The organism is Arthrobacter sp. Y3221160 (genome assembly GCF_059092585.1).
In genome coordinates, this window is sequence record NZ_JBNHHU010000001.1 from 1,630,114 (window position 1) to 1,653,116 (window position 23,003).

Genomic DNA, 23,003 nt, shown 5'->3' on the forward strand with positions numbered 1-23,003 from the left:
TCTTCTCTGCACTCCCGGCCCGCGCCCGCCACGCCAACTCCGGATGTGGGCCGCCAGGGACGGCTTGGGGCGTGTGGAGGACCGGTCGGTGCAGAATTGAGGTGTGTACATGGTCCTGGCCTCCGCCGCGCGGAACATTTCCGTGCCGGAGGGCACAGAACCCGTCGCTTACCTGCAGCGCACCGACGCGCACGGCACCCCCTCCGGGCCGCCCGTCGTCGTGCCCCAGGGACGACTCGCCTCGACGGTCCGAAGCCTGGACGGCGAGGGACCCCGCTGGGTCTTCGAAGCCACGCGCGCCGCGTATCAGCCGCTGCTGGCCGCCGGCACCCGCGTGGACCGCAGCCACGATCTCACGCTCGCCCGCAACATCCTGGCGCTGTCGGTCCACGCCCCGGACACCGGGTATGTCCGCGCGCTGCGGGAGGCGCCGGCCGCTCATCAGGACGAAGAGCTGCCCCGTCAGCTGCCGCCGCCGCAGCAGTCCCCAAACCAGTTCACCCTCTTTGACGAACCACAGCCCGGCGGCACCGAGCTGGAGGACCTCGTGGCCGAGCTGCAGGACCAGTTGGCGGCCGTGGCCGCGTCCGTCCACCGCGGCCGGCTGCAGCTGCTGCTGGCGGCCGAATCGGCAGGCGCCCTGATCGCCACCGAGATGGAGCACGCCGGCGTGCCGTGGCGCGAGGACGTGCACCTGGGCATCCTTGAGGACCAACTGGGGGCACGCCCGCGGGAAGGCCAGCGGCCGGACAAGCTGGAGGAGCTCGCCGTCAGGCTCGGACAGGAGCTGGCCAATCCCACGTTCAACCCCGACTCCCAGCAGCAGCTCATCCGCGCCCTGCACCGGGCCGGCATCGAGGTCAAAACCACCAGCTCCTGGGAATTGAAGCAGCACACCCATCCGGCGATCGAGCCGCTGCTGCAATACCGCAAGCTCGCCCGCCTGTTCACTGCCAATGGCTGGGCGTGGTTGGACGCCTGGGTCCGGGACGGCCGCTTCCGGCCCGAGTACGTGGTGGGCGGCGTGGTCACCGGGCGATGGGCCTCGCGCGGCGGCGGGGCCCTGCAGATACCCGGCCAAATCCGGGATGCCGTCCGCCCTGATCCCGGCCACAAGCTCATCGTCGCGGACGCAGCGCAGCTGGAACCCCGGGTGCTGGCGGTGCTGGCGCAGGACGAGGCCCTGGCAGCGGCCGGCCGTGGCAAGGATCTCTATCAGGGCATTGCCGACGCCGGATTCGGCGGCGACCGTGCCAAGGCGAAGATCGCGATGCTCGGGGCCATGTACGGTGCGACCACCGGCGAGTCCGGCCGGCTGATGCCCCAGCTCACCCGGACGTATCCGCAGGCCATCGCGGTGGTCGAGCGCGCGGCCCGGGCCGGCGAGGCGGGGCAGGTGGTCAGCAGCTACCTGGGCCGCAGCTGCCCTCCGCCGTCGGAACGCTGGCTGGCCTCCCAACGGACCGCCACGGCCGAAGAGCAGCGACGGGCCGATACCTTGGCCCGCAGCCGCGGCCGCTTCACCCGCAACTTCGTGGTGCAGTCCACGGCCGCTGAATGGGCGCTGTGCTGGCTGGCGGAATTACGACGGCGGCTGCGCGCCTTCGCGGCGGAAGGAACCTTCGTGGGGGAAATGGTGTTCTTCCTTCACGACGAGGTCATGCTGCACGTCCGCGAGGACCGTACCCAACTGGCCTGCCGGCTGGTGGAGGAGTCCGCAGCTGCCGCCACCCGCCTGGTCTTCGGCGCCATCCCTGTGGCCTTCCCGGTCAGTGTGGCAGTGGTCGATTCCTACGCCGACGCCAAGTAAGGCAGCGCGCCTCCCCCAGCTGGCCACCGGTCCATGACCGTCAGCCCGGCCGGAGGGGCGCCGGGCAGCCGTCTGCCGGTTACAGGGCGGGCGGGGCAGCCGTCAGCCGGCCGCAGGGCGCGGGGCGATCGGTGCCGGGATTTCGCGCGACCTGTCCCAGTCCAACGACCATCCCAGGTCGTCAAACAGGTGACTGAGCAGTATGGCGGTGAAGCCCCAGACCACCACTCCGTGGACCAGGAACGCGGGGCTGCGGAAGACCTGGCCGCCGCGGCGGAGCACCGACATCCGCCGGTTGGCAGGATCCAGCAGGTCGGCGACCGGCACACGGAAGACCTGCGCCGACTCGGCAAAGTCGACCACGTCGACCGGCGAGGGAGCGGCCCACCAGGCCAAGACCGGCGTCACCAAAAAGTTGCTGACCGACAGCGGGATGTCCGGCAGGACACCCAGGACTTCGACGCCGGCCGCGTCCAGGCCTGTCTCCTCGACCGCTTCGCGGACCGCCGCGGCGGCGGGTCCGTCGTCGTCGGGGTCGATGCGGCCGCCCGGAAACGCCACTTGCCCGGGATGCGAGGAGAGGCCCGCGGCGCGTTCCACGAAGAGCAGGTCAAGGTCATCCGGGACGGCCGAATCGTGGAAGTGGGCCGGTGCGTCGTCCAGGGCGCCGAAGAGCAGGAGCACCGCGGCCGGGCGCGCCGTCCCCTGGTCAAGCGCGACGTCGTACCAGCGCTCCCGTTCGCGGACGGAGAGCCGCTGGTCCATCGGCAGCTCCACCAGCCGCTGCAGGTCCTGCTTGGCGCTCATCGTCAGGCTCCCAGCGGAAAGCCCGCTGCGCGAAGCTCCCGCCTCGTCTCCCCGGCCATCATCCGCGCCAGCAGTTCTTCGCGTCCCGGCGCGAGTTCGTACTTCAGCAGTTTCCGCGCCTTTTCCGGGTCCACCTCTCCCTCGCCGTAGGACGGGCACCATTGGGCGACGGGACAGGCGCCGCACGCCGGCTTCCGGGCGTGGCACACCCGGCGGCCGTGAAAAACAACACGGTGCGAGAGCATGGTCCAGTCCTTGGGCTCGAACAGCTCCGCAACATCAAATTCCACCTTGACCGCGTCGGTCGACCCGGTCCACCCGAAGCGGCGGGACAACCTGAGGAAATGCGTGTCCACGGTGATCCCCGGGATCCCAAACGCATTGCCCAGCACCACATTCGCCGTCTTTCGGCCGACGCCGGCGAGCTTGACCAGGTCGTCCAGGTTTCCCGGGACCTCGCCGTCGAATTCGTCGACGATCTGGTTGGCCATCTTCAGCAGGCTCTGGGATTTGGCCCGGAAAAAGCCCGTGGGCTTGATCAGCTCCTGCAGTTCGGCCTCATCGGCTGCTGCGAGGGCGCGGGCGTCCGGGTAGCGCTGGAAGAGCACCGGAGTGGTCATGTTGACCCGGACGTCGGTGGTCTGCGCGGAGAGGATGGTCGCCACGAGCAGCTCGAAGGGGTTGGAGAAATCCAGTTCCGCCACCGCATACGGGTAGTGTTCGGCGAGCTCCTTGTTGATCCGCCGGGCGCGGCGTTTGCGCGCCAGCAGGGACTCTTCGGTCTTGCGCCGGCGGGTGGCCGGCGCCCGATCAGGCACGCTCAATGTTCGTCAGGTCCCTCAACACGCCCACCCGGCCGTCCGTGTGCTGCACCAGGAATTCGTCGCCGCGGTCCTGCAGCGCCAGGATCCACGACCCGGGCTCCACCGTGAACATGACCTGGCCGGTGTTCTCGTCCAGCACCGGGCGGGTGCGCCCGACGGCGAACCAAAAGGCCTCGTATTCCCCTTCGGCTTCCTCGTCCTCGTAGTGTTCCCTGGTGGCGCTGATGGGAGCAGACGCCGAGGCAGCGTCGGCGCCGGCGCGGGCGGTTACCTTCTCCCCGACCGACGGCATGGCCGTGGTGGCTGCTGTCGTCGTCTGGTCGCCGGCGGCGGGTGTGGCGGCACTGGCTCCGGCCCCGGTGGGCTTGGCGGCTGCACCGCCGACGGCCGCACCGGCGGTCGGCTCGGCGGCTGCACCACCGACGGGCCCGCCGGCGGGAACGGCCGACTGGTCCTGCCGTTCGGCTGCGCCATGCTCGCCTGTGCCGCCGGTAAGATCCGCGGCCCCGGTGCGGCCCGTTGTGGCGGGCTCCCGGGATTGCCGGCCGCCGGCGGACGCGGCAGATCCGCCCACCACAGTTCCGGCGGAGTAGCCGACGTCCGTGGCCACGCCGCTCGCGGAGGACGCGGCGGCGCGCGCAGTTGCGGATCCGCTCGCATCGGCGGTCACGGGGATGCCGACGGCCTCACCGTCTGCCGCCCCCGGCGACAGGGAATCGTCCGGTTCAAGGTCCTCGGCCCGCTGCGTGCTGATCGGGCTGGCGTCGGTGTCCCGTCCCGACGCGATCGTCGCGGTGCCGGTGCCGGTGCCGTGTTCCGGCGAGTTCATGGCGTGGGCGGCCGCGGCGGTGCTTGCCACTCCGGCCGCTCCCTTACCCGAGGGTGCAGCGAACTGCCCGGTGGAAGGTTGTTGCGCTCCGGCGTAGTGTGCGGCGGACGGAGCAGGTGCTGCGGAACCGGCGGGGACACCTGCGCCGCGTGCTTCCGGCGCCTCGTCAATCCGGACGGCACCTGACCTGGCCGTTCCCTGGCGGGCGGCTCCGCTGTGGCCGGCCGGTTGTCCGACCCCCGTCTGGTTCGCGCCGGGCTGGTTCGCGCCGGGCTGCCCGGTGGCGGGCTTGGGTTGCTTCGGCCGGGGTGCAGCCGGAACAGCGTCGCGCGCCACGGGGTGGGCGGCGGCCTCGGGACGGCCGGCGAAATCGACGGCAAGCTGCGGAATCCAGCGCGCGCAAACGGTTCCCGCAAAGAGCACCACCGCGCCGATGAATCCGATGACTCCGCTAACGCTGAAGACGGTAACGATCGTCAGGAAGTAGAACGCCAGCGCCAGCGAAGCGACCACCGAGGCGAATTGGTCGACCGACAAAGAGCCCACCCGCAGCGGCGTCTGCGGGGCCAGCCGCCGCACGACAAACAGGACCAAGACCACCGCCGGAAGCAGGATGCCCAGCCCCAGTTGGAACAGGCCGCCCGAATTCCATAGGTTCACGCCGATGCCCTGGAGAACTTGCAGGGGCATCACGGACGAGAGGAAGAGCAGGACGATGCCGGCGCCCACCACCATGTCTCGCACGGTGAACGGGCCGGCCACCGCAGTTCCTGCCGTGCCGTGGGTCTGGGAGCTCTGGGACATCTTCGATCCTCCGGTCGTTTACGGTTGCAGCGCGGGCCGGGCCCGCCGTGGGTCGTTGCGGGTTGCACCGCGGGCTTGGGCCGCCGCGCAACCTTCTGGCGCTGGTCTCAGCGTAGTCAAGGAACCCACCCTTCACTAGCCGGATTCCCGCGGGCGACGGCGCCACCGGGTGCCGTTCACCGCAGATTCACCTCCATTTACATCGTGCAGTGTGACGCTCAACACCGCCGACGGCGCACAAAGGATTAGGCTGGCAAGCAGCAGGTGCGCCCGGCTGACAAGCCGGGGGCACGCCAATGACCCAGCACGACGAAGGGGCCCCCACATGTCTGAAGCCAACGGAACGCAGTCGACCGCCGCCACCGGCGACGCCCTGGAAAACCTGCTCCACGAGAAGCGTAGATTTGCGCCCAGCGCTGAATTCGCCGCCGCAGCCGTAGCCAAACAGGACGTTTACGCGGACGCAGAGGCGGACCGCCCGGCTTTTTGGGCCAAGCAGGCCCGCGAGGTCCTCTCGTGGGACACGGACTTCAGCCAGGCGCTGGACTGGTCGGACGCCCCGTTTGCCAAGTGGTTCGTCGGCGGCGAGCTGAACGCGGCCTACAACGCTTTGGACCGGCATGTGGAGAACGGGCTGGGCGACCGGGTGGCGATCCACTTCGAAGGCGAGCCCGGCGACACCCGCACGTACACCTACGCGCAGTTGACCGAAGAGGTGAAGAAGGCCGCCAACGCGTTCGAGTCCCTCGGCGTGGCCAAGGGCGACCGGGTCGCCGTCTACCTGCCGATGATCCCGGAGGCCGTGATCACCATGCTGGCCTGCGCCCGGATCGGGGCGGTGCACTCGGTGGTGTTCGGCGGTTTCTCCGCCGACGCGCTGCGCTCCCGCGTCGATGACGCCGAGGCCAAGCTGGTGGTCACCGCCGACGGCACCTGGCGCCGCGGCAAGCCGTCGCCGCTGAAGCCCGCCGTGGACGAGGCCCTCTCCGCCCGCGGCCACACGGTGACCAACGTGGTGGTGGTCAAGCGCAACGGCGAACCGGTGGACTGGCAGCAGGGCCGCGATGTGTGGTGGGCGGACACGGTGGAGGCCGCGACGGCGGAGCACACGCCGGTGCCGCACGACGCCGAGCACCCGCTGTTCATCCTCTACACCTCCGGCACGACCGGGAAGCCCAAGGGCATCCTGCACACCACCGGCGGCTACCTGACGCAGTGCGCCTACACCCACAAGGTGGTGTTCGACCTGAAGCCGGAGACGGACGTGTTCTGGTGCACCGCGGACATCGGCTGGGTCACGGGCCACTCCTACGTCACCTACGCTCCGCTGATCAACGGCGCCACCCAGGTGATGTACGAGGGCACCCCCGATTCCCCGCACCAGGGCCGTTGGTGGGAGATCGTGGAAAAGTACAAGGTCTCCATCCTCTACACCGCCCCGACGGCGATCCGCACCATGATGAAGTGGGGCGAGGAGATCCCGGCCAAGTACGACCTGTCCTCCATCCGGGTGCTCGGTTCGGTCGGCGAACCCATCAACCCGGAGGCCTGGATGTGGTACCGCCGGGTCATCGGCGGCGACAAGGCACCGATTGTGGACACTTGGTGGCAGACCGAAACCGGTGCGCACATGATCGCCCCGCTGCCCGGAATCACCGCCGCCAAGCCCGGTTCCGCGCAGGTGGCGATCCCCGGCATCGCCGTCGACGTCGTGGACGAACTTGGCGACTCCGTCCCGGACGGCCACGGCGGCTACCTGGTGATCCGCGAGCCCTGGCCGGCCATGCTGCGCGGCATCTGGGGCGACCCGGAACGGTTCAAGGAAACCTACTGGTCCCGCTTCGAGAACATGTACTTCGCCGGCGACGGCGCCAAGAAGGACGAGGACGGCGACATCTGGCTGCTCGGCCGGGTCGACGACGTCATGAACGTCTCCGGCCACCGCCTCTCCACCACCGAAATCGAGTCGGCGCTGGTCTCCCACCCCGCCGTCGCCGAGGCCGCCGTCGTCGGCGCCAAGGACGAAACAACCGGCGAAGCAGTGGTCGCGTTCGTCATCCTGCGCGGCGAAGCAGCCGTGCAGCACGGGTCAAACGAGGACATCGTCGCCACGCTCCGCGCCCACGTCGGCAAGGAAATCGGGCCCATCGCCAAGCCGCGCACCATCCTGGTGGTGCCGGAACTGCCCAAGACCCGCTCCGGCAAGATCATGCGCCGCCTGCTCAAGGACGTGGCCGAAGGTCGCGAGGTCGGCGACGCCACCACCCTGGCCGACAACACCGTCATGCAGCAGATCGCGAGCTCGCTGAAGGCCTGACGCCCGGAAAGCCGGCTGCATGCCGGGCCCTCCCGCCCCTGGCGGCGGGCGGGCCCGGCATCACACCGCGAGGCCAGGGCGCCCCGCTGGAACAGTTCGGCTCCCCCGGGACGCGATTGAGGCATAGTAAAGGGCATGACTGCAGATATCCCCGGCACCCGCCGCGTCCTGATCCTCAACGGCCCCAACCTGAACCTGCTGGGCACGCGCGAGCCGGACGTCTACGGCACCGCCACGCTGGCCGACGTCGAGCGGCTCGCCACCGACGCCGCGGCCGCCCGCGGCTGGACCGCCGAATGCGTGCAGTCCAATCATGAAGGGGAGCTGATCGACGCGGTCCACGCCGCCCGCGGCACGGCCGATGCGATCGTCATCAATCCCGGCGGCTACAGCCACACGTCCGTGGCACTGCGCGACGCCCTCTCCGGCGTAGCCCTCCCGGTGGTCGAAGTGCACATCACCAACATCCACCGGCGTGAAGAGTTCCGCCACCACTCCTACATCTCCGGCATCGCGGACGCCGTCCTCGCCGGTGCGGGCATCACCGGCTACCGGCTGGCGGTCGAATACCTCGCCGAGGCCCTGTAGAGGAACGGCCGCGGCGACGATGGGTGGACAGCGAGGAGACACCGCCGGCTGGTACCGGAACTTCGGCCTGCACGAGGCCGCCGGCCAGTCCCCGGTGTACGTCGAATGGGCCCTGGGCATCAGCGACGATCCCGAGGTCCTGGCGCTGATCGACGCCCTGCCCGCGTCGAAGCGCCAGCCCAACCTGATCCTGGCGGCCGCGCGCTCCCTTGGTGCCGGCGCGACGGAGTACGCGGCCTTCCGAGACTTCCTGCTGTCGCGGTGGGACTCGGTCCGGGACGTGGCACTGGCGCGCACCACGCAGACGAATGAACCCGGCCGCTGCGCCGTGTTCCTGCCGTCCCTGGCTGCCATTGCCGCCTCCGAAGCCAAGCCGCTGGCGCTGATCGAGGTGGGCGCCTCGGCGGGGCTGTTGCTCTACCCCGACCTGTACCGCTACCAGTACGACGGCGGTGCGGTCCTCGAGCCGCGGTCCTGGCCTGCCGCCGGGGCCGGGGCGGAAACGGCGCCCGCCGGGGCCGGGGCGGAAACGCCCTCCGGGGCTGCGGCGCAATCGGCGTCCGCGGGGGCCGGGGCGGAAGCCACGCCCGCCAGCGGTGAAGCGCAGCCGCCGCTGCTGGAATGCTCCACCTCCGGCCGGCCGCCGCTGCCCGAGTCGTTGCCCGAAGTCTGCTGGCGCGCCGGAATCGACCTGAATCCGCTGGACATTGGCGATGCCGACGACGTCGCCTGGCTCGAGGCCCTGATCTGGCCGGGGCAGGAGTTCCGCGTCCGTCGGCTGCACCAGGCCATCGAGGTTGCCCGCCGCACACCGGCCCGGCTGGTGGCCGGCGACCTGACCGAGCAGCTGCCGGCACTGGTGGCCCGGGCGCCCGGGGATGCCGCCGTCGTCGTCTTCCATTCGGCAGTGCTGGCCTACCTGCCCGAGCCGGACCGTCGGCGGTTCCGCACCCTGGTGGAGGGGCTCATCCGTGAGCGGGGCGTGCACTGGCTCGCGCACGAAGGTCCCGGCGTGATGCCGCTGCCGGATGGTGACTCCGGCATTCCCGGGCTGGACGACCGGACCCGCCGGGGCCGTTTCCTGCTTTCGCACAACGGGCGGCCCGTGGCGGTCAGCGGCCCGCACGGCCAGTTTCTGGACTGGCTACCGCAGGAGAGCCGCTAGCGGGTCACGCATTGGCCGGCGGAGATCGTCTCCTGATAGCCGAGGGCTGCGTCGACGACCGGCTGGACCTCCGCCAGGGTCAGGGCGTAGCCCACCGGCACGTCCTCCGTGGACTTGGCGAAGACCACGCCGGCCACGTTTCCGTCCGCATCAAGCAAAGGTCCGCCGGAATTGCCCTGCTGCACGTTCGCCGCCAGTGTGTAGACCTCGAGCGATGACGGGTCCGCACCGTATATGTTCTGAACCAGCACCTGCGAACGGCCTTGCACGGTGGCCGGCTTGCTCTGGAAGGGACCGCCGGCCGGGTAGCCCTGGAACGCCGCCAGGTCGCCTTCGGACAGTTCGCCCGCCAGCGGCAGCGGCCGCACGTCCAACCCGTCCACGGCCAGGACGGCCAGGTCGCGCACCGGGTCGAAGAACACGACCCGTCCGGGCAGCACCCGGCCGTCGGGGATCTCCACCACCGGTTCGTTGACGCCGGCCACCACGTGGGCGTTGGTCAGCACGCGGTCCGGGGCCACCGCAAAGCCGGACCCGGTCTGGTTCTGCCCGCATTGGAAGGCCGTCCCCGCGATCCGCAGCACGGAGGCCGCCGCCTCGTTCAGGGCCGCGGTATCGGTGCTGGCATCGGGAACCGGAGCCGACTCCTGCGGCACCTGCGGGTCGAGGACCAGCGGGATGCCGTCCGCAACAACGATCGAGCGCACCTGCGCCGCCCACGCCTTCACCGGATCCGGGGTGAGGTTTTCGATCGACGCGATCACCTTGGACGCGGCTATCTGCTGCGAGATGAACGGCACGCCCATGGTGCCCAGGCTGAACGCCAGCATGGAGATCACCAGCGCGGTCACGGCGAGATTCATCAAGCCGCCCAGCAGCCGGTCCAGCGGCCGCAGCGGCGGGAAGTCCATCCGGCGCCGGATGGCCGCGCCGATACCCGTTCCCAGGGCGTGCCCGAGCACCACGAGCAACATGGCCACGGCAATGGCTGCGGTCAGCCGCCAGGCGCTGTCGGGGACCCATTCACTGACCAGGGGGATGGCGAAGAAGGCTGCCACCGCTCCCAGGGCGATGCCGGCGATGCCGCCGAGGGTGAGCAGGAACCCCTTGCGCAGACCTGAGACCAGGTACGCCAAGAGGATCAGCAGCAGGACAACGTCCAGGATGGTCAGGCCGAAAATCACTCATTCTCCGTTGCGGTGGGATGTGCATCAGTCTAGGCGGTCCGCCCGCGGGAATTATTAACCGCCGTTACGGGTTGTCACCTCCGGCAGCCCGTGCCGGTGCTCGATGCCGCGCTTTCCTCCTCTGGGAGCGAAAAGCCTTGTGGAAGATGTCACACGGGCTTTACATACGGCAAAATGGAGAACAGTGCCCCCACGGGAGAGCAGCTTGAACCCCAGCCGAACAGTACTAACTTGGAGAATTCATGGACGTAGAGATCCTTCGCCGCGCACCTCTTTTTGCCACTCTTGACGACGACGTTTTCGCCGCGCTGACCGACGAGCTGACCGAGGTCGACTTGTCCCGCGGCGCATCGGTGTTCCGCGAAGGTGACCAGGGCGACCAGCTCTACTTCATCGTCTCCGGCAAGATCAAGCTGGGCCGCACCGCTGCCGACGGCCGCGAGAACCTGGTGGCCATCCTCGGCCCGGGCGAACTCTTCGGTGAGATGGCCCTCTTCGACCCGAGCCCGCGCAGCACCTCCGCGACCGCCGTCTCCGAGACCCGCCTCGCCGGGCTCAAGAACGAGAACCTGCGCGGCCTGCTGGAGACCCGCCCCGAGGTGTCGGCGCAGCTGCTGCAGGCTTTGGCCCGCCGCCTCCGCCGCACCAATGACTCGCTGGCCGACCTGGTCTTCTCCGACGTTCCGGGCCGCGTGGCCAAGGCCCTGCTCGACCTGGCCGACCGCTTCGGCCGCCCCGCCACGGACGGCATCCTGGTGGCACACGAACTGACGCAGGAAGAGCTGGCCCAGCTGGTCGGCGCCTCCCGCGAAACCGTCAACAAGGCGCTGGCCGAGTTCGTTCAGCGCGGCTGGCTGCGCCTGGAAGCGCGCGCGGTAGTCATTTTGGACATCCAGCGGCTGCGCCAGCGTTCGCGCTGATTTTCGCCACAAAAGTACGACGGCGGGGGCTCACCGATGGTGGGCCCCCGCCGTCGTTGTGGCTTGAGATGGTGGGTGCCGTCGGCCGTCCGGCACGGGCCGTCAAAGCTGGGTCCGTGTTGGCCGGAGCGGCTCAGCGTCCCCGCGGGGCGGCACCGCCTTCGGCGGCCGCGTTGGCCGCGACCTGCAGCATGGGCACACCGTCGATCTGGATCAGTTCCGGGTGGTAGAGCCGCTGCGGGCGCTTGTGCGAGAGGTAGGCGATGCAGCCGCGGGCGCCGGCGATCTTCTCCACGATGATTTCCACCGCGGGCGAGGTCACCTCGCTGAACGTCAACCCGCGGGTGTCGGGCTGGTCCACCAGATCGCCCAGTGTCGTGGTCGTCCGCCCCGCCACCAGCTCCTGCGCCGGCAGCCAGGAGGCCCACACGCCCTTGCTTTCCAGCAGGGACGGCCGTTGATTGGCCGGCTGGGCCGCAGCGAAGTAGCGCGTGTCGAAGCGGCGATGGGCAAAATCGGGGCTGAGCCAGTGGGCCACGGGTTTGAGCAAGTCGGTACGGACGCCGAGTCCGCGCTTGCCGAGCGCTTCGCCGAAGGACACCTCCTGGGCGGCGACGGCCTCGCGGGTCCGCATCCAGTCGGCGCCGGAGGTGGACTCCGGCAGGGTGGATTCATCCGGACCGGCCAGCAACACGCCTGTTTCCTCGAACAGCTCGCGGATGGCCCCCACGACGTGGGCGTGGGCCAGGCGGTGGTCGTCCAGCCCGAGCATCTCGGCCCATTTGCTCGGCGAGGGGCCGTACCAGGTCACCGGGTCGCCGTCGCTCTCCTCCACGCTGCCGCCGGGAAAGGCCACCGTGCCCAGCGGAGAGGAGCCCGACCGGTAGCCGAGGTACGTTTCCGTGCCGGCCGCGCCGTCCCGAACGAGGACGACCGAGGAGGCCATCCGGGGCTTGCGCGGCGTACGTTCCCCGTGGTGGAACCAGCTGTGGGCCGCGCCCAGCTGGTCCGGTACCACGGGGAAGAGCCGCTGCTCCTCGCGCAGCGGACTAGCTGAATTCGGCAATCAGTTCTACCTCGACCGGCGAATCCAGCGGCAGCACGGCCACGCCGACGGCGGACCGGGCATGCGCGCCGGCCTCGCCGAGGACCTGCCCCAGCAGCTCGGAGGCGCCGTTGATCACACCCGGCTGGCCGGTGAATGCCGGATCGGAGGCCACGAAACCGACGACCTTGACCACCCGGGTGATCCGGTCCAGGTCACCGATGACGCTCTTGACCGCTGCCAGGGCATTCACGGCGGCCGTCGCGGCGAGGTTTTTCGCCTCGTCGGCACTGACTAGGCCGGCACCGTCGCCCACCTTGCCGGCGGCCGGAAGTTCGCCGTTGACGAACGGCAGTTGCCCGGAGGTGTACACATAATTCCCGGAGACGACCGCCGGGACGTAGGCGGCCACCGGAGCTGCCACGTCCGGCAGGGACAGTCCCAAGCCGGCCAGCCGCGCTTCGACGGTGGACTTCCGGGCTTCAGTGGTTTCCGTCATGGCTACTGCTTCTCCCGCTTCAAATAGGCAACCGGATTGGTTCCGTTCGGGCCGGGGAACACCTGGACGAGCTCCCAGCCGTCCTCCCCCCACTGGTCAAGAATCTGCTTGGTCGCGTGGATAATGAGCGGAATTGTCGCGTATTCCCATTTGGTCATAACTCAAAGGGTAGCGCTTGCTTGTAAACTGAACCCCATGGCCGCTCGCAAATCCCCCTTCTTCGACACTGCGACCACCCTAGGCAAAGTTGTTGGCTTCCTGGGTATCAGTGCGCTCTGCGGCGTGCTCGCAGCCGGTCTGCTGGTTCCGGCCGCAGCCGTGGCCGGTGTCGGGGCAACCTCATCGATCGAATACTTCGACCAATTGCCGGACGAACTGCAGACGCAGCCGCTGTCCCAGCCGTCGCGGATCCTCTCCGCCGACGGCAAGCTGATTGCCACGTTCTACGCCGAAAACCGCGTCCCGGTGACCCTGGACAAGGTCTCCCAGCACATGCAGGACGCCATCATCTCCATCGAGGACGTTCGTTTCTACGAACATAACGGTGTGGACCCCCAAGGCATCATGCGCGCCGCGGTGACGAACATGGCCGGCGGGGACCTGCAGGGCGCGTCGACGCTGACCATGCAGTATGTGAACAACGTGCTGATCGACGCCGGCGCTTCCGCGGGCAAGGGGGCCGAAGAGCTGACCATCAGCGGCACCAAGGACATCGGCGACAAGCTGCGCGAGGCGAAGCTGGCCATCGCCGTCGAAAAGGAATTCAGCAAGGAAGAAATTCTGCAGGGCTACCTGAACATCGTGTTGTTTAGCGGCCAGGTCTACGGCATTGAAGCCGCTGCGAAGACCTTTTTCGGCGTTCCGGCGTCCAAGCTGAACATCCAGCAGTCGGCCATGCTGGCCGGCATGGTGCAGTCGCCCAACTACTTCAATCCGGTGAACAACCCGGAAGCCACGCTGGAGCGCCGCAATACGGTCCTGGCCGCCATGCGCAACGCGGGCAAGATTACCCAGGCGGAGTACGACGAAGCCGTTGCCAGCGACCTGGGCTTGAATCTCAAGCCGGTACGGTCCGGCTGTGTCGCGGCAAACTTCGCCGACTACTTCTGCAGCTACGTGCAGCACGCCATCATGCAGTCCGACGCGTTCGGTGCGGACTCCACCGAACGGGCGAAGCTTTTGGCCCGTGGCGGCCTCACCATCAAGACGACGCTCGACTCCCGCCTCCAGAAGGAAGGCCAGAAGCAGATCGAGCAGGAAGTCCCGGTGGGCGACGAGTCCGGCGTCGGCTCGTCCATGGTCTCGATTGAACCGGGCACCGGCAACATCCTGATGATGGCCCAGAACACCAACTACAGCCCCGAAGACGGCGCGGCCAATACGGAGCTGAACTACAACGTCGACGCCGATATGGGCGGCGGCAACGGCTGGCAGCCCGGCTCCACGATGAAGCCCTACACCATGGTCGCCTGGCTCGAAGCGGGCAAGGCGCTCAACGCGTCGGTCGACGCGCGCCGGACGGAGTACCCGGCGCAGTACAACTGGAACGCGAGCTGCCTGCCCCCGGACGCGTGGTTCAGTGAGTGGGACTTCCAGAATGCGCTGCCAGGTTTCGAGCGGACCATGACCGCCAGCCAGGGCCTGACGTGGTCGATCAACTCCGCTACCGCAGCCATGGCCGCGCAGCTGGACCTCTGCGACATCCGGGATGCGGCAACGCGCCTCGGCGTCCGGACGGCGACGGACAAGGAACCGATCAGCATTGAGCACCCGTCCTTCATCATCGGCACGACCAACGTGTCCCCGATGACGATGGCGGCTTCGTTCGCGGCGTTCGCCAGCGGCGGCGTGTACTGCAAGCCGATCGCGCTGACCTCCGTGACGGATGCCCAGGGCAACGAGTACGAGGTGCCGAAGAAGTCCTGCGAACGGGCGATCTCGGAGGAAGTAGCTGCTGCCGTCAGCGTCCCGCTGGAGAACCTGGTCAACCTGCAGCTGGGAGGAATCCATCCGATTGGCGTTCCCGCCGCTGTCAAGACCGGCACGACCGACAAGTCTGAGTACACCTGGACGGTGGGTTACACCAAGGGCATCTCCACTGCTTCCTGGGTGGGCAACCCTCATGCCTACAAATCGATCAACAACATCCCCATCAACGGCGTGACGCGCGACTACGTGGACGGTGCGACCATTGCCGGCGGGCAGTGGACCGATTACATGGAGAAGGTCGCCGGCCTGTACAAGACGGGCGAGTTCGGCTCCGCGCCGAGCAGCATGATGTATCCGCCCCGACCGGTCCAGACCCCGGCACCCGCCGAGTCGAACAACAACTCGAATTCCAGCAACAGCAGCGACGACGGGGATTCGGGCGGCGGCTCCGGTGACTCCGGCGGTTCCGGTGACTCCGGCGATTCCGGCGATTCCGGCAACGGAAACGGCGGAGGCAACGGCAACGGCGGGGGTAACGGAAACGGCGGAGGAGGCAACGACTAACCGTGGACACTGACTTGTTGCGGGCACGGCTCCGGACCGCAGGCACGCTGGCCCTGGGGGCCACGGCTGCGGGCGGGGCCGCGCTCGTCTACGGCTCCGTTATCGAGCGGAACCTCTTCAAGGTCCGCGAAGAAACGCTGCCCATCCTGCCCGCCGGACGAGGCCCCCTGAAGATCCTGCACCTGTCCGACATCCACATGACTCCCGGGCAGACGCTGAAGCAGAGGTGGCTGCGGCAGCTGGCGTCGCTGGAACCGGACCTGGTGGTCAACACCGGCGATAACCTCAGCCATCACCAGGCCGTGCAGCCCCTGCTGGACTCGCTGGCACCGCTCATGGACGTTCCGGGCGTGTTCGTCCCGGGCTCCAACGATTACTACTCCCCAGTGATGAAGAACCCGTTCTCCTACCTCACCGGCCCCTCCTCTCAGCCCAAGGACTACGCGGAGCGTGAACTGCCGTGGCGCGAGATGCATGCGGCTTTCGGCACCGCAGGCTGGATCGACTTGACCAACCGGCACCAGTCCGTGGTGGTGGACCGGGTTCGGCTGGACTTCACGGGGGTTGACGATCCGCACCTGCAGCGCGACCGTTATTCGGGTTTCCCCAACGGTTCGACATCCGCCGATGAGGCCGCATTCCTGCGGATCGCGGTGGCCCACGCCCCGTACCAGCGGGTGCTGGACCGGTTCACTGCCGACGACGCCGACCTGATGCTGGCCGGGCATACCCATGGTGGCCAGGTCCGCTTACCCGGCTACGGGGCCTTGACCAGCAACTGCGATCTGCCCACGTGGCGCGCCCGGGGGCTGACGTACTGGGAGCACGAGGGGCGTAGCGTCCCGTTGAACGTGTCGGCCGGGTTGGGAACGTCGCGTCTGGCTCCGGTGCGCTTCGCCTGCCGCCCGGAGGCTGTGCTGCTGACACTGACACCGGCTAATCCGGCCGGCGAAGTCCCTGCCGAAGGCCGCCCCACCGGGCCCGGCCCCGGGCTCAGCTGAGCACAGAAGCACGCTGTGCGGCTGGTCTCACACCAGCTCTGACCTTCTTCTCTGCAGCCCACTAATGCATCATTAAATGCGCCCTGCGCGCCCGCCCGCTAAGACTTCCTCAGCAGCGCCCTGCGCGCCCGCCCGCTGAGACTTCCTCAGATGTGCCCTGTGCGCCCGCCCGCGCCGAATCGCTAGGTCAGGCTAGGAGTGGTTGGGGTGGGACGTGGGTGTGCCAGTAGGAGTTGCGCAGCGGTTTGCGGCGCGGGTCGATGTAGTCCGGCGGGGTGAACCAGGGGATGCCGTCGACGACGTTGATCTCCCAGTTGCCTTGCTCGATCAGGTCGTGGTGGAGCAGGCAGAGGCACACCCCGTTGTTGACGTCGGTGCGGCCGCCGGCCCACCACGGGATGATGTGATGGGCCTCGGTCCAGAACGCGGGCATGCTGCACCCCGGGAAGGCGCAGCCCTTGTCCCGGGCGACCAGTGCCCGGCGGATGGCGCGGTTGAAGAACCGTTGCGACCGACCCAGGTCCAGGACCTCGCCCTCGGAACCTAGGACGGCCGGGATGATTTCGGCATCGCAGGCCATCCGGCGGACCGTGGTGGCCGAGACGGGGCCGGTGAAGACCGCGTTGCCGCCGCCAGAGAGCTGCCCGGCCAGCTGGTCGTATCCGGTGGTGACGATCACCTGGGTGCGGTGCCCGCCCGAGTCCGGAAGCCTGCCGGTGTTCAACGCGATCCGGCACGCCCCGACCAGTCCCGCGAGCAGCTTCTGCGCCCGGGTGCAGTCATCCATCGCCTCCACCACGGTCGGATCCACACCGGCGGAACTATCGCTGCTGGCTTCGGCCCCGGAGGACAGATCGCCCCTCGCGCCGGTTATGTAGCCGCGGTCACCCTCAGCGGCACCGGCTCCGCCCCTGCCTGCCTCCGTGGCACCGGCGCTGGGACCGGTGCCGGGAACATCGTGGTTACCGCCGCTGCTGGCCGTGCCGGCGACCGTGGTTCCGTCACTTTCGGTGTGGGACTCCCCAGAACCGGCCGGACCCGCCTTTGCGGTGTTGGCGTTGCCGGTTGCGTCTGCTTCGCCTGTGTCTGTAGGGGTGCTGCCGGTGGCGGTAGTTTCGATGGCGTCGGGGCGGATCCGTGGGTTCGCGGCGCTGTTCATCACGGTGGCGAGGGCTTCGTACTGGGCGTCGGTGGTGTTGATGACGAACTGGTGCAGCCCGCGGCGCCGGCCCCGATAGAACATGCCCTGCCGGGCCCGCAGTTCCTCCTCGGACGGTTCGGCACCGTCCTGGTCGACAGCCGTTTCCCACGTCCTGGCCACCATCACCAGGGTGTCCGCATCGGCGTCCACGGCCTGCCGGACCAGCGACGCTTCCATCGCCTGCAACGCCTCCGGGCTACCGGCGTGGCGGGCCCGGTCCAGGGAATCGACCACCAGGGCCGCGGACTGGCCGCTGACCTCACCGCCGGCCATGGCCTCGGCCAAGACCGGCAGCGCCGGCGCACCCGGTTCCCCGTTCAACCGCACCGGCGCGGTGATCGCCTTGCCGACCCGCAGCCGGCGCCGCGCCTCGACAATCCCGATTCCCAGCCGGGAGCGCAGATACTCCGCCGTGTTCGCGAACTCCGTCTTGCGGCGGCGCCGCACCCGCTTGGACCCGGACCCCTCCGGGGCCGCTGCGTCCACGCCGCCGGTGCTGATCGCCGCCGCCGGGTCCGCCCACTCCCCCGCCCCCGCGGTGCCCGACGCGGCGGCACCGGGCTCTGCGCCGGCCCCGGCGCTTGCTCCGAGTCCTGACACCGTTGCATGTTCCCCGGTGGCGGCGATGTCCGCCCGCTCCACCGCGTGGGCGCCGACCGCCTGCAGGAACTCCACGAGCTTCGAAACACCCTCGACCGCCGCCACCGTGTTGGCCAGGTCCCGGGTAGACAGGGACGACAACTCAACGGGGAAGCGGTCGGCGACATCCTGCAGCAGGACACACGCCTGGTCCAGAGATGCTTCCATCTCCCCGGTGCGTTCCAACGGTGCAAGAGCCATACCACAATTTTATTCGTACACAGATTCGATAGCCATCAAAAGGGCCCAGTGTGTAGGAGTAGTGCCCGAGGGCCGCGGTCCAAGCCGAAGCACAATGCTGGGGCGAAGCACGGCGCCAAGCCGAAGGACGGCGCCGCGATGCTACGTCGAAGCGGCCGTCTCCGCGTGCGCCTCGCGCCATTTGGACCAGCCGTACAGACTCAAAATTCCCAGCAGGACGGTGAACACGATGGCGTCAAGTGCAAAGAGGACCTGCGGGTTTGCGTTCGCTGCCAGTCTGGTCAGCCCCATCAGCGAGAGGGCGACGCCGATCCACCACGCTTCGATAACGCCGCGCGCGAGACCGAGGTACAGCAGCGGAGTCAGGAGGCTAACGACCGCCGCTTCAACAATCGCCCATGGGTCCGCCATGTGCATCAGCATCATGGGCAGCACGTCGATGCCGAAGAAAAACAGGACGAGCACGATCAGCCCGGCCGCGGCCAGCCAGTCGGTCCGCTCTACCGGGTGGACCGGAACCCCGCCGGTCGCCGGCTGCCGGCGCGACCGCCGGCCCCATCGCCACCGCCACCGCCACCATCCGTAGGCGGCCACCGCAGGCAACACCAGGACGGCCAGGCTAAATGCGCCAGCCACGCCCATCAACACCATGGACAGGACCGGTTCCGCCAGCAGCACCAGCCAGCCGGCCGGTTTCCGCAGCACCAAGAGCAGGACGCCGGCCACCCGCAGCAGCGGAAAGAGCATTGACATCCACAGGAACACCCCGAAGCCGTTCGCGACGTCCGTCAGATCCATGCCCGCCCCCGTTGGTGAATGGTTCCGCATAGCCTAGCAAGCATCGGTTTCCCATCGCCTCGGCTCGGCCCGGGCCAACAGTGACCAGCGCCTCAATGCGGTCGCTAGGATAGTTGCTGCAGTACACGAAGCCCTCCGAACCACTGCAACGAATCGACCACATGACTGAGTTATCCCTTTGGCGCTCGATCGCCCGGCTCAAACACTATGTCCGGCCCATCCTCCCCCGGCTGATCCTGGGATTCTTCAGCGCCCTCGGCGCCAGCCTGGTGGCACTGGCCATTCCCCAGGTCTTGCGCGGCCTGGTGGACACCATCCATACCGGCGGCCGCCCCTCGGAAGTCTGGGGCCCCGCCGTCGTCATTGCGGTGCTGGGCGTGGCCGAGGCCGGGCTGGTGTACCTGCGGCGCGTGTTCGCGATCGCGCCCGCCACGGACGTGGAGATGGGCATGCGCACCAGCTTCTACCGGCACGTGCAGCATCTGCCGGCCGCCTTCCATGACCGCTGGGGCTCGGGCCAGCTGCTTTCCCGCTCCATGGCCGACCTGGGACTGATCCGGCGTTGGCTGGCGTTCGGCTCCCTCATGCTGGTGGTCTCCTTCGTGACGGTGGTCGCGGGGCTGGCGCTGATGTTCGCGCTGAACCAGTTGCTGGGACTGATCTTCCTGGCCGCCGCCGTGCCCCTCGTCTGGCAGGGGTTCCGGTTCCGTACCGCATTCGGCGCTTCCTCCCGGCTGAGCCAGGACCAGGCGGGCGACCTCGCCACCACCGTGGAGGAATCGGTGCACGGGATCCGGGTGCTCAAGGCCTTCGGCCGCGGCAAGTACGCGCTGGAGAACTTCCACGGCCAGGCCGAAGAACTGCGCCAGACCGAACTGGCCAAGGCCCGCACGCTGTCCAAGTTCCTCGCCACCGTCGTGTCGCTGCCCGATCTGGTGCTGGGCGCCGCGTTGGTCATCGGCATCATGCAGGTCTCCGGCGGGCACATGACCGTCGGCGACCTGGTCGCCTTCTTTGCCACCGCCGCCGTGGTGGCCGGTCCGGTGGAAGCGATCGGTTCCCTGATGGGCATGACGCTGACGGCGAAGACCGCACTGGACCGGCACTTCGACGTGATGGATACGAAGAACACCATCATCGACCCGGACGTTCCCGCACCGGCCGGCCCCGTGCGCGGGGAACTGCGCCTGTCCAACGTAGTCTTCCGCTATCCCGACGCCGCCGCGGACGCGGCCCCGGTCCTCGACGGCGTGGACCTGCACGTGCGCGCGGGTGAAACCCTGGCGCTGGTAGGGGTCACCGGCTCGGGCAAGAGCACCCTGCTGCAGCTGATCCCGCGGCTTTATGAGGTCACCTCCGGCGCCGTGTTACTGGACGGTACGGATATCCGTCATCTCCCGCTGGCCGAGCTGCGCGCCCGCGTGTCGGTGGCCTTTGAGGACTCCACGCTGTTCTCCACCTCGGTCCGCGACAACGTGCTCCTCGGTGCCCGCCCGGGCCGCGAAGATCCCGAAATCCTCCTCTCCCGGGCGCTCGAGGTGGCGCAGGCCGGGTTCGCCTACGACCTGCCGCAGGGCGTGGACACGCGGATCGGCGAGGAAGGACTGAGCCTGTCCGGCGGGCAGCGGCAGCGGATCGCGCTGGCCAGGGCCATCGCCGCGCAGCCGGCCGTGCTGGTGCTGGACGACCCGCTCTCGGCCCTGGACGTGCGGACCGAAGAAGCGGTAACGCAGCGGCTGCGGGAAGAACTGCGCGGCACCACCACCGTGATCGTGGCCCACCGGCCCTCCACCGTGGCGCTGGCCGACCGGGTGGCGCTGCTGCAGGACGGACGGATTACTGCGGTCGGCAGCCACTCGGAGCTGCTGCGCAGCAGCACACACTACCGGTACGTGATCGCCTCGCTGGCGGCCGAGCCCACCGTCGAAGACGTCCTGGATGCAAAGGAAGCCCGATGAGTTCCATGACCGGAGTCGCCGGCGAAGACAACATCAACCTGGACCAAACCGACCGCAGAGCCGTCAGGCGGCGCTCCCTGCGACTGCTGGGCGAACTGGTGTCTCCGCACAAGCGGCTGTTCGCGCTCTCCATCGTGCTGGTGGTGGCGAGCAACGCCGCCCGAGCCGCCGGTCCGGTACTGGTGGCCTTCGGCATCAACAATGCGCTGCCGGCCTTCACCGGCGGCAACACCATGCCCCTGGTGCTGGTCGGCGCCGCCTACGCCGCCGTCGCGATTGCCGGCGGATCCCTGCTGGCGGCCTACATCTACGTCACCGCCCGGCTCAGCCAGGCCATGCTGCTGGCCCTGCGGGTCCGGGTCTTCCGGCACACCCAACGGTTGAGCCTGGAGTTTCACGAAACCTACACCTCCGGCCGGATCATCTCCCGGCAGACGTCGGACCTGGAGGCGCTGCGGGAACTGCTGGACAACGGCGTCACCCAGCTGACCTCCGGCGTGATGTTCATGCTCTTCACCGCCATCAGCATCGCCGGACTGGACTGGAAGAGCGGGCTGATCATCCTGGTCGCTGCCATACCCATCGCCTTCGTCACCCGGTGGTACCAAAAGGGCTCCGAGCTGGCCAACCGCGCCTCCCGGGTGGTGTCGGCCCGGCTGATCGTGCACTTTGTGGAAACCATGACCGGCATCCGGGCCGTCAAGGCCTTCCGCCGCGAGCACGACAACTCCGAACGCTACAACAAGCTGGCCGCCGACTACCGCGGCGCGACCCTGCGGAACATCAAGTACTTCGGCGTGCTCCAGCCGGTGCTGAACGGCGTCGGCAACCTGACCGTGGCCGTGGTGCTGTTGATCGGCGGCTTCCGGGTACTTGACGGCGATCTTGCCATCGGCACCCTGATCGCGGTGCTGCTGGCCACCAAACAGGTCTTCCGCCCCACAGAACAGATCGCCATGTTCTACAGCTCCTTCCAGTCCGCGGCCTCCGCGCTGGAGAAGGTCTCCGGGCTGCTGGAAGAAGAGCCCACTATCGTCCCCCCGGACCGCCCGGTCCCGCTCAAGGACGCCCGCGGGGCAATCCGGTTCAGCGATGCCGTCTTCGGCTACGGCGACGGGCGGGTGGTGCTGCCCATGCTGAACCTGGACATTCCCGCCGGCCAGACCGTCGCCGTCGTCGGGCAAACCGGGGCCGGCAAGTCCACCGTGGCCAAACTGATCGCCCGCTTCTATGACCTGACCTCCGGGTCGCTCACCCTGGACGGGATCGAGCTGCGGCAGCTGTCCAACAAAGACCTGCGCCGCGCCGTCGTGATGGTCACGCAGGAAGCGTTCCTGTTCAGCGGCAGCGTCGCGGAGAACATCGCCCTGGGCAACCCGGAGGCCAGCCGTGCGCAGATCGAGGACGCCGCCCGCGACGTCGGCGCCCACGACTTCATCCTGTCTCTGCCCGAGGGCTACGACACCGACGTGAACAAGCGCGGCGGCCGCGTCTCGGCCGGCCAGCGGCAGCTCATCTCCTTCGCGCGCGCGTTCCTGGCCGACCCGGCGGTGCTGATCCTGGACGAAGCCACCGCGTCGCTGGACATACCCAGCGAGCGCCAGGTCCAGGAGGGGCTGCAGACGCTGCTGGGCAACCGCACGGCACTGATCATCGCGCACCGGCTTTCCACCGTCGAGATCGCCGACAGGGTGCTGGTCATCCACGAGGGCCGGGTGGTCGAGGACGGCTCGCCGGCGGAACTGATCGCCGGCAACGGCCGCTTCGCCCAACTGCATGCGGCGTGGAGGGACTCGCTGGTCTGACCGAGGCCTAGCCGGGCCGCGTCCGGTCTGACCGAGGCCTGCCCGGGCCCTCGCCGATTTCTCCTTTGGGGGCTGTCTCCGCTATCCTTGAACAGTTGCTTTCGCGGCCGTC

The 23,003-nt window shown here is 68.7% G+C and carries 18 protein-coding genes; 9 read left to right on the forward strand and 9 right to left on the reverse strand.

The window, feature by feature from the left end; translation table 11 throughout:
* The first annotated feature begins 109 nt into the window (after window positions 1–109).
* Entirely contained in the window at window positions 110–1,810 is a 1,701-nt protein-coding gene (locus AC5RWG_RS07570) for a bifunctional 3'-5' exonuclease/DNA polymerase (protein WP_494167106.1), read from the forward strand.
* A gap of 102 nt (window positions 1,811–1,912) precedes the next feature.
* Here AC5RWG_RS07570 and AC5RWG_RS07575 read toward each other — a convergent pair whose 3' ends face one another.
* From AC5RWG_RS07575 to AC5RWG_RS07585, 3 genes are read right to left on the reverse strand one after another with little or no spacing between them, the layout of a single operon-like run.
* The gene (locus AC5RWG_RS07575) at window positions 1,913–2,617 is read right to left on the reverse strand and encodes an NUDIX hydrolase (RefSeq protein WP_494025346.1); all 705 of its coding nucleotides are present in this window, start codon (window positions 2,615–2,617) and stop codon (window positions 1,913–1,915) included.
* A gap of 2 nt (window positions 2,618–2,619) precedes the next feature.
* On the reverse strand, window positions 2,620–3,435 hold the full coding sequence (nth, locus tag AC5RWG_RS07580; protein WP_494022377.1) for an endonuclease III: 816 nt from the start codon (window positions 3,433–3,435) through the stop codon (window positions 2,620–2,622).
* Entirely contained in the window at window positions 3,428–5,074 is a 1,647-nt protein-coding gene (locus AC5RWG_RS07585; RefSeq protein ID WP_494166699.1) for a hypothetical protein, read from the reverse strand. The genes nth and AC5RWG_RS07585 overlap by 8 nt, the downstream gene beginning before the upstream one ends.
* Before the next feature lie 325 nt (window positions 5,075–5,399).
* Here AC5RWG_RS07585 and acs point away from each other — a divergent pair, with 325 nt between their 5' ends.
* The 3 genes from acs (at window position 5,400) to AC5RWG_RS07600 (ending at window position 9,144) form a co-directional block, all read left to right on the forward strand.
* A complete protein-coding gene (acs, locus tag AC5RWG_RS07590) occupies window positions 5,400–7,391 on the forward strand; it encodes an acetate--CoA ligase (RefSeq protein ID WP_494166700.1) in 1,992 nt (663 codons plus the stop codon).
* A 135-nt stretch (window positions 7,392–7,526) separates the two neighbouring features.
* Window positions 7,527–7,979, forward strand: coding sequence for a type II 3-dehydroquinate dehydratase (gene aroQ / locus AC5RWG_RS07595; protein ID WP_494166701.1), 453 nt, complete (start codon window positions 7,527–7,529; stop codon window positions 7,977–7,979).
* Between the two features lie 19 nt (window positions 7,980–7,998).
* The gene (locus AC5RWG_RS07600; RefSeq protein WP_494166702.1) at window positions 7,999–9,144 is read left to right on the forward strand and encodes a DUF2332 domain-containing protein; all 1,146 of its coding nucleotides are present in this window, start codon (window positions 7,999–8,001) and stop codon (window positions 9,142–9,144) included.
* Here the strand turns inward: AC5RWG_RS07600 and AC5RWG_RS07605 are convergent.
* Entirely contained in the window at window positions 9,141–10,325 is a 1,185-nt protein-coding gene (locus tag AC5RWG_RS07605; protein ID WP_494001302.1) for a MarP family serine protease, read from the reverse strand. The genes AC5RWG_RS07600 and AC5RWG_RS07605 overlap by 4 nt on opposite strands.
* 248 nt (window positions 10,326–10,573) lie before the next feature.
* Between AC5RWG_RS07605 and AC5RWG_RS07610 the strand changes: the two genes are divergently transcribed.
* Window positions 10,574–11,251 (forward strand): Crp/Fnr family transcriptional regulator, encoded by a 678-nt coding sequence (locus tag AC5RWG_RS07610; protein WP_493966729.1) that lies wholly within the window; start codon window positions 10,574–10,576, stop codon window positions 11,249–11,251.
* 133 nt (window positions 11,252–11,384) lie between these two features.
* Here the strand turns inward: AC5RWG_RS07610 and AC5RWG_RS07615 are convergent, their stop codons facing one another.
* Genes AC5RWG_RS07615 through sp36 form a run of 3 tightly spaced genes read right to left on the reverse strand, consistent with a single transcriptional unit; the run spans window position 11,385 to window position 12,953 of the window.
* Window positions 11,385–12,317, reverse strand: coding sequence for an NUDIX hydrolase (locus AC5RWG_RS07615; RefSeq protein WP_494166703.1), 933 nt, complete (start codon window positions 12,315–12,317; stop codon window positions 11,385–11,387).
* Window positions 12,301–12,795 (reverse strand): RidA family protein, encoded by a 495-nt coding sequence (locus AC5RWG_RS07620; RefSeq protein ID WP_494000662.1) that lies wholly within the window; start codon window positions 12,793–12,795, stop codon window positions 12,301–12,303. Before AC5RWG_RS07620 ends, AC5RWG_RS07615 begins: the two co-directional genes overlap by 17 nt.
* 2 nt (window positions 12,796–12,797) lie before the next feature.
* Entirely contained in the window at window positions 12,798–12,953 is a 156-nt protein-coding gene (gene sp36, locus AC5RWG_RS07625; RefSeq protein ID WP_493978079.1) for a Sp36 family protein, read from the reverse strand.
* A gap of 37 nt (window positions 12,954–12,990) precedes the next feature.
* Between sp36 and AC5RWG_RS07630 the strand changes: the two genes are divergently transcribed.
* Together AC5RWG_RS07630 and AC5RWG_RS07635 are read left to right on the forward strand one after the other, a co-directional pair.
* The gene (locus AC5RWG_RS07630; RefSeq protein ID WP_494166704.1) at window positions 12,991–15,288 is read left to right on the forward strand and encodes a transglycosylase domain-containing protein; all 2,298 of its coding nucleotides are present in this window, start codon (window positions 12,991–12,993) and stop codon (window positions 15,286–15,288) included.
* Window positions 15,289–15,290: 2 nt separating this feature from the next.
* Window positions 15,291–16,289, forward strand: coding sequence for a metallophosphoesterase (locus AC5RWG_RS07635; RefSeq protein WP_494000664.1), 999 nt, complete (start codon window positions 15,291–15,293; stop codon window positions 16,287–16,289).
* 187 nt (window positions 16,290–16,476) lie between these two features.
* On the opposite strand, the gene AC5RWG_RS07640 is transcribed toward AC5RWG_RS07635, so the two are convergent.
* The gene (locus AC5RWG_RS07640) at window positions 16,477–18,330 is read right to left on the reverse strand and encodes an HNH endonuclease signature motif containing protein (RefSeq protein WP_494166705.1); all 1,854 of its coding nucleotides are present in this window, start codon (window positions 18,328–18,330) and stop codon (window positions 16,477–16,479) included.
* A 141-nt stretch (window positions 18,331–18,471) separates the two neighbouring features.
* Window positions 18,472–19,128 carry a hypothetical protein gene (locus AC5RWG_RS07645; protein ID WP_494166706.1) on the reverse strand — a complete coding sequence of 219 codons (657 nt, stop codon included), beginning with the start codon at window positions 19,126–19,128 and terminating at the stop codon, window positions 18,472–18,474.
* 161 nt (window positions 19,129–19,289) lie between these two features.
* Between AC5RWG_RS07645 and AC5RWG_RS07650 the strand changes: the two genes are divergently transcribed.
* On the forward strand, window positions 19,290–21,086 hold the full coding sequence (locus AC5RWG_RS07650) for an ABC transporter ATP-binding protein (RefSeq protein WP_494166707.1): 1,797 nt from the start codon (window positions 19,290–19,292) through the stop codon (window positions 21,084–21,086).
* Window positions 21,083–22,891: an ABC transporter ATP-binding protein gene (locus tag AC5RWG_RS07655; RefSeq protein ID WP_494166708.1), complete on the forward strand. Its 1,809-nt coding sequence runs from the start codon at window positions 21,083–21,085 to the stop codon at window positions 22,889–22,891. Before AC5RWG_RS07650 ends, AC5RWG_RS07655 begins: the two co-directional genes overlap by 4 nt.
* The last annotated feature ends 112 nt before the right edge of the window (window positions 22,892–23,003 follow it).

What these genes read in the sequence shown, in the direction of transcription:
- acs (WP_494166700.1), top strand. Translation starts at nt 5,400, where the DNA reads ATGTCTGAAGCCAACGGAACGCAGTCGACCGCCGCCACCGGCGACGCC.
- AC5RWG_RS07600 (WP_494166702.1), top strand. Translation starts at nt 7,999, where the DNA reads ATGGGTGGACAGCGAGGAGACACCGCCGGCTGGTACCGGAACTTCGGC.
- AC5RWG_RS07645 (WP_494166706.1), bottom strand. Translation starts at nt 19,128, where the DNA reads ATGGATCTGACGGACGTCGCGAACGGCTTCGGGGTGTTCCTGTGGATG.
- AC5RWG_RS07570 (WP_494167106.1), top strand. Translation starts at nt 110, where the DNA reads ATGGTCCTGGCCTCCGCCGCGCGGAACATTTCCGTGCCGGAGGGCACA.
- sp36 (WP_493978079.1), bottom strand. Translation starts at nt 12,953, where the DNA reads ATGACCAAATGGGAATACGCGACAATTCCGCTCATTATCCACGCGACC.
- AC5RWG_RS07650 (WP_494166707.1), top strand. Translation starts at nt 19,290, where the DNA reads ATGACTGAGTTATCCCTTTGGCGCTCGATCGCCCGGCTCAAACACTAT.
- AC5RWG_RS07655 (WP_494166708.1), top strand. Translation starts at nt 21,083, where the DNA reads ATGAGTTCCATGACCGGAGTCGCCGGCGAAGACAACATCAACCTGGAC.
- aroQ (WP_494166701.1), top strand. Translation starts at nt 7,527, where the DNA reads ATGACTGCAGATATCCCCGGCACCCGCCGCGTCCTGATCCTCAACGGC.
- AC5RWG_RS07585 (WP_494166699.1), bottom strand. Translation starts at nt 5,074, where the DNA reads ATGTCCCAGAGCTCCCAGACCCACGGCACGGCAGGAACTGCGGTGGCC.
- AC5RWG_RS07630 (WP_494166704.1), top strand. Translation starts at nt 12,991, where the DNA reads ATGGCCGCTCGCAAATCCCCCTTCTTCGACACTGCGACCACCCTAGGC.
- AC5RWG_RS07640 (WP_494166705.1), bottom strand. Translation starts at nt 18,330, where the DNA reads ATGGCTCTTGCACCGTTGGAACGCACCGGGGAGATGGAAGCATCTCTG.
- AC5RWG_RS07620 (WP_494000662.1), bottom strand. Translation starts at nt 12,795, where the DNA reads ATGACGGAAACCACTGAAGCCCGGAAGTCCACCGTCGAAGCGCGGCTG.
- AC5RWG_RS07610 (WP_493966729.1), top strand. Translation starts at nt 10,574, where the DNA reads ATGGACGTAGAGATCCTTCGCCGCGCACCTCTTTTTGCCACTCTTGAC.
- AC5RWG_RS07575 (WP_494025346.1), bottom strand. Translation starts at nt 2,617, where the DNA reads ATGAGCGCCAAGCAGGACCTGCAGCGGCTGGTGGAGCTGCCGATGGAC.